Annotated in this window: 3 protein-coding genes; 1 reads left to right on the top strand and 2 read right to left on the bottom strand. The window is 54.6% G+C overall.

From position 1 onward, the window contains the following. Positions 1 to 56 precede the first annotated feature (56 nt). On the bottom strand, positions 57 to 2330 hold the full coding sequence (locus IBX50_RS16110; RefSeq protein WP_292257317.1) for an EAL domain-containing protein: 2274 nt from the start codon (positions 2328 to 2330) through the stop codon (positions 57 to 59). 15 nt (positions 2331 to 2345) lie between these two features. Beyond that, complete coding sequence (locus IBX50_RS16105; RefSeq protein WP_292257316.1) at positions 2346 to 4496, bottom strand: FAD-dependent oxidoreductase; 2151 nt, start codon at positions 4494 to 4496, stop codon at positions 2346 to 2348. Positions 4497 to 4657: 161 nt separating this feature from the next. Here IBX50_RS16105 and chrA point away from each other — a divergent pair, with 161 nt between their 5' ends. Then, positions 4658 to 5893 carry a chromate efflux transporter gene (gene chrA / locus IBX50_RS16100; protein ID WP_292257315.1) on the top strand — a complete coding sequence of 412 codons (1236 nt, stop codon included), beginning with the start codon at positions 4658 to 4660 and terminating at the stop codon, positions 5891 to 5893. Positions 5894 to 6021 lie beyond the last annotated feature (128 nt).

Here is a 6021-nt window from a genome sequence, read left to right as displayed (position 1 = left end):
CCCGTGGCGCTTTAGCGCTTAGGGCGGGGAGCAGTCACTATAGTTGCTGAGGGTTTTCAGTTCCGCAGAAACTCGGCAGCCGGTGAAGGTCGTCCATAAAAATAACCCTGAAAGTTCAGACAACCCAGTTCGCTCAGTAAACTCACCTGAGCCTGAGTTTCCACTCCTTCAGCAAGCACTTTAAGATTCAGCGCTTCGCCGATGGCAATCACTGCCTGGCACAGGGCTTTGTCCTGAAGGTCTTCCGGTAAATCTTTGACAAAAGCCCGGTCAATTTTGATTTTATGAACCGGCAGGCTTTTCAGATAAGCCAGCGATGAATAGCCGGTTCCAAAATCATCCAGTGACAAGCCCACACCCAGACCCGCCAGATGCTTCAACACCTGGATGGCATCCTCAGTATTATCCATTACGGCGCTTTCGGTAATTTCCAGCTCCAGGGCCTCGGCAGGCAAGCCACTGAGTTGCAGAGTTTTTTCCACCTTGGTGACCAGATCAGGATCCGCCAGTTGGCGTGTAGAGAGATTCACAGCCATGGTGAAGTCTTCCCAGCCGGGTTGTTGTCGCCATAAGGCTGCTTGGCGACAAGCCTGCTGCAGGACTTCTTCACCCAGAGGTAAAACCAGCCCGGTTTCTTCAGCCAGGGGGATGAACTCTGCCGGAGAAATCAGGCCTTCAACAGGATGTCGCCAGCGCACCAGTGCCTCTGCGCCTTTAATTTTTCCGGTCAGGCCATCCACCTGCGGTTGGTACCAGGCTTCCAGTTGCCCTTGCTGCAGGGCTTCCTTGAGTTGCTGTAAACGCTCCTGACGTTTTTGCAGTTTTTCATTCAGTCCCGGCACAAAAAAATGCACCTGGGCGGCATCCCCTGCACTGGTCAATGCCAGATCCGCCTTGGCAATCAGGCTGGAATAATCCTGACCATCGTCCGGGTAGAGCGCCACACCCACACGCGCACCACAAGTCAGGGGCTGCCCCTGCCAATTATAGGCAGGCAGAACCGCAGTAATCATTCGCTCGGCCAAGCCGGCCACTTCATTCAAGTCCTGGTATTCAGGCAGATAGACCCCAAAAATATCACCACCCACTCTTGCCAGAGTCATACCCGGTTCCAGTTGCCTTTGCAGGCGCTCAGCAACCTCTTTTAAAACCTGGTCGCCCGCTTCATGCCCGGCAACACCATTGATTGCAGCAAAACCTTTTAACCCCAGAGCCAGAACCGCCAAAGGCTTTTCTTTAGCCTGCATTCGGGTGAGTGCCTGCGCCAACCGATCCTGAAACAGTGCCAAATTGGGCAGACCGGTCAGTTGATCGTGATTGCGCTGGTGCCGCAGACTGTCTTCATAAGCCTTGCGCTCGGTGATATCTGCAGCATACAGATTGATGTAACCCGCTTCTTTCAAGGGCACCAGATGAATGGATAACCACTGGCTATCCAGGCCATGCTCCACCGTGCGGCTTGCTTCCCCTTCCAGCACTCCAGCGACCAGTTCCTGCCAGTGCCGGGGCAAAGGATCACCAACCGCTACCTGCCAGTCATCCAACAGCGGCTGGCTGGCCTTGTTGGCATACAGCAGCCTGCCCTGATGATCCACTCGCAATACCGGCTGGGTGTTTTCATCCGGAAAACGTGCGATGGATGCCAGGCGTCCGGCGGTGATCTGCAGCAGCCGATCAAATTCCTGCGACAAGTCGCCCAGTTCATCCCGCCGGTTCAAGGTTCCGAGATACTGCTGATAATGGCGCTGATCTTCAGAGGCTTTTTGCATCCGGCTGCGTAACAGCAATACCGGCCCCAGCACCAGATACTGCAAGACCAACAGGGTGGTGAGGGTCACAACAGCAGCGATTAACAGCACCAGGCCAATGATGCGCCAGACAAAAGCCACCAGCTCACCGGCCACCTGTTCACTGTTGATGCGCAGGGAAACCCGCAGCGGTTGCGGCTGAGCCAGTACTACAACCGTCTCGGTTCGCTTGCCTGCTTCAATGCGCCTGAGGCGCTCACCCAGTACGGGGTGTGTTTGCAGGGGCTCACCCACTTCCAGCAATACCGAGCCATCCGGTTTTTCCAGCCGAACACCTTTCACCAGGGTGGTATGCGTCAGACGTTCCAGCTCTGATGACTCCAGAGAGGCAAGAGCCTGCACCGACTGATAACCAGCCTCCTGCAAGGCCAGCAGTCGATCCCTTTCGTAATTGAAATAGGATGGCAGGAGTATCACCGCTTCAACCAACAGGATGGCTGCAAACACAGCAGCAGTAACCCACCAGCAGAGGCGGCAATGCAGCCCTTTTTTCAAATCACCGAGCTTCAGATGGCTGAGCATTCCAATCTTCCTGTCTTATCCAAGCCGCCATTGATGGTATTTTTTTAACCAGCGCAGCACGCCTTGTGGGGCATGGGCTTTTTTCCAGTTACCGGCGGCAAATTTGTTGGCTTCTGTCATGGTGGGGTAGATGTGAATGGTGCCCAGCAGCTTGTTCATACCCAAGCCATGCTTCATCGCCAGTACAAATTCAGCGATCAAATCCCCAGCATGAGGCCCAACCAGGGTCACACCCAGGATTTTGTCCTTGCCCGGTGCTGTCAGCACTTTCACAAAACCATAAGCCTGCCCATCCGCCAGCGCCCGATCCAGATCATCAATGCCATAGGTGGTCACTTCATATTGAATGCCTTGTTCTTTGGCATCCTGTTCATTCAGTCCTACACGCGCCACTTCCGGGTCGGTGAAGGTGGCCCAGGGTAAAAAAGAATAATCCACGGCAAAACGTCTGAACTGACCAAACAGGGCATTCACGGTGACGTGCCAAGCCTGATGAGATGCCGCATGGGTGAATTGATAAGGCCCGATCAAATCACCACAGGCATAGATATTGGGGTAGAGGGTTTGCAGGTAGGTGTTGGTATCCAGGGTTTTACCGGAATCCGGTAACAATCCCAGTTCTTCCAGACCATAACCCGCGAGGCGAGGTTTACGACCCACCGCCACCAGCAGGCGGTCGAAGGGTAACTGCACTTCTTCACCGGCCTTGTTACTCGCCACCAACCAGCGTTGACTGCCTTTCACCTCAATCCGCAAAGCCTGATGTTCCAGTCGCAGATCCACACCTTCTTCACAAAAATGCTGCATCACCAGTTGGCTGGCATCTTCATCTTCACGCGGCAGAATACGCGACCCTCGCTCCACTTGTGTGACTTGTGAACCCAGCCGTTGAAAGGCCTGCGCCAGCTCAGAGCCAATCGGCCCACCACCCAGTACCAGTAAGCGTTCGGGGCGTTCCCGCAACTGCCAGAGGTTATCGGATGTCAGGTAATCCACCTGCTCCAGACCGGGCAGATCCGGCACCAGCGGTTCAGCACCGGTGGCCAGTACAATGCTGCGTGCCGTGACTCGCTGAATTTCACCCGTGTTCAAGGTAATCTCCACTTCCCAGGGTGTCAGCAAACGTGCCGTTCCCTGACGTACATCCACACCTAATCCGGTAAAACGCTCAACAGAATCATGGGGTTCTATCGCTTTGATCACCGAGTGAATACGATCCATCACTGCGGCAAAATCAACTTCGGGCTGCTGTGTTTTAAGGCCAAAATGATCCGCATGACGCATCTCATGGGCAAGCCTTGCTGAACGAATCAAGGCCTTGGATGGCACACAACCGGTATTCAGACAATCACCCCCCATCTGGTGTTTTTCCACCAGAATCACCTTGGCTTTTACTGCGGCAGCAATGTAAGTCGACACCAGTCCACCACTGCCCGCACCAATCACCAGCAGGTTGGCATCAAAGTGTTTTGGTTTTTTCCAGTGACCCAGTGCCTGACGGCTTTTGTACACATCCAGCCCCTTGCGAGCCAGCAATGGAAACACGCCCAGCAACACAAAAGCACCCAGCAACTGAAGTGACAGGATATCAGCAGGTGACTGGAGTTGTGCCAGCTGGGTTCCGGCGTTCACATAAACAGCAGTGCCCAGCAACATACCCAACTGACTGACCCACCAGAAGGTCCACACCTTCATGCGGGTCAATCCCATGACCAGATTGATAACAAAAAAGGGGAAAGCAGGCACCAGACGCAGGGCAAACAGATAAAAAGCCCCTTCGCGTTCAATACCGGCATCCAGTTTTTGCATGGTTTTACTGAAGCGAGTCTTGACCCAGCCACGCAGCAGAAAGCGTGACACCAACATGGCCAGCGTAGCACCCAAGGTGGAAGCAAAGGAAACCAGCAACAACCCCCAACCCAGCCCAAAAATTGCACCACCTGCCAATGTCATCAGCGCTGCACCCGGCAGTGACAAGGCCGTGATTCCCACATACACCAGCAGATACAGACCGCTGACCAGCAAGGGTTGAGTATCCCGCCAGGCCATCAGGTCGGACTGCTGGTGCTTGAGGTTTTCAAAGGTCAGTGCATCCAGCCAACCCAACTGCCAGATCAATAACACCAGCAATACAAGAAAGGACAAAAAAACCAGTTTTTTCAGCACAGTCTGTTTCCTCGGATAAGCGACTTGAATACTGGTCTGTCGCTGCCATCAGGAATTTCTTACACGCCATCCCAATTCATTCACTTGATGATCTGTTTTCCCCATTTTGCATCAATCCGTCATGAACAGCCTGTAGAATGATTCATTTTGGCGGAAAACTGATGAATCAACCTGCTTCCTTTCTATCAACCCTGCTGATTTTTCTGCGCCTAGGTCTGACATCTTTTGGTGGCCCGGTGGCACATCTGGCGTTTTTCCGGCACGAATTTGTGGAGCGCCGCCACTGGCTGAGTGATCAGCAGTACGCCGATCTGGTGGCCTTGTGCCAGTTCCTGCCGGGGCCAGCAAGCAGTCAGGTGGGGTTGGCGCTGGGTTGGTCGCGTGGTGGTTATTTAGGTGCGCTGGCCGCCTGGCTGGGTTTCACCCTACCCTCAGCCTTGTTGCTGATACTGCTGGCACTGGGCATCACACAGGGTGCTGACTGGTTACCCCATGATCTGCTGCAAGGGTTAAAAGTCGCGGCTGTGGCAGTGGTGGCTTATGCCGTCTGGGGGATGGCTCGCAGTTTCTGCACTGACTGGCTGCGCCGAGCCATGATGCTGCTGGCGGCCTTGTCACTGATTCTACTGCCGGGTATGGCAGTGCAACTGCTGGTTCTGCTGCTGGGTGGTTTGATTGGCCTGTATTTCCTGTCACCCACTGCCGCACCACCAGTAATCACCAACCCACCAGCAACGACCTTTGTAACACCGCCTTCATCCACTCTGGCCGGACAAATCAGTTATCGTCCCTTGTTGTGGTTACTCTTGTTTGGGCTGTTGTTGTTTGGGCTGCCCTGGCTGGCAACCACCACGGAACAACCCCTGCTGCAACTGGCAGATGCTTTTTACCGCGCGGGTGCATTGGTATTTGGTGGCGGCCATGTGGTGTTGCCACTGTTACAGACCGAAGTGGTGCAGACAGGCTGGGTCAGTGAAGCGGATTTTATGGCCGGTTACGGTGCCGCTCAGGTGGTGCCCGGCCCACTGTTCACCTTTGCAGCATTTCTGGGTGCCCTGTCTGCTCCGGTTGCCAGCCCCTGGATGGGTGGCCTGATTGCATTATTGGCAGTATTTACACCCGGTGTACTGCTGGTGTTTGGCATCCTGCCCTACTGGGAACGCCTGCGCCAGCAACAGCGCCTGCAAGCCGCACTGGCGGGTATCAATGCCGCAGTGGTTGGCTTACTGCTGGCTGCTCTCTACAATCCGGTATTCACCACCGGCATCAAAAACCTTGCGGATGCCCTGCTGGCCTTGTTAACCCTGTTGGCCCTGTGGCGGCTGCAATGGCCTGTCTGGCTGCTGGTTCCCGGCTGTGCGCTAATACGCTGGCTGGTGGGTGGGATGAACATCTGACATGATGAACTGCTTTTGATCAATCAGGACAAACCATGAATATATATCTCCCCGCACCTGCAGCAACGGGTGTAACCCGGCTGTATCGCTGGAGTTTTCTGCTGCTGACCTTACTGCTGCTGACAACA

The sequence above is a fragment of the Marinospirillum sp. genome, assembly GCF_014859565.1.
The sequence above is the reverse complement of the archived record's forward strand: the minus strand, read 5'-3'. Positions and strand labels throughout refer to the sequence as shown.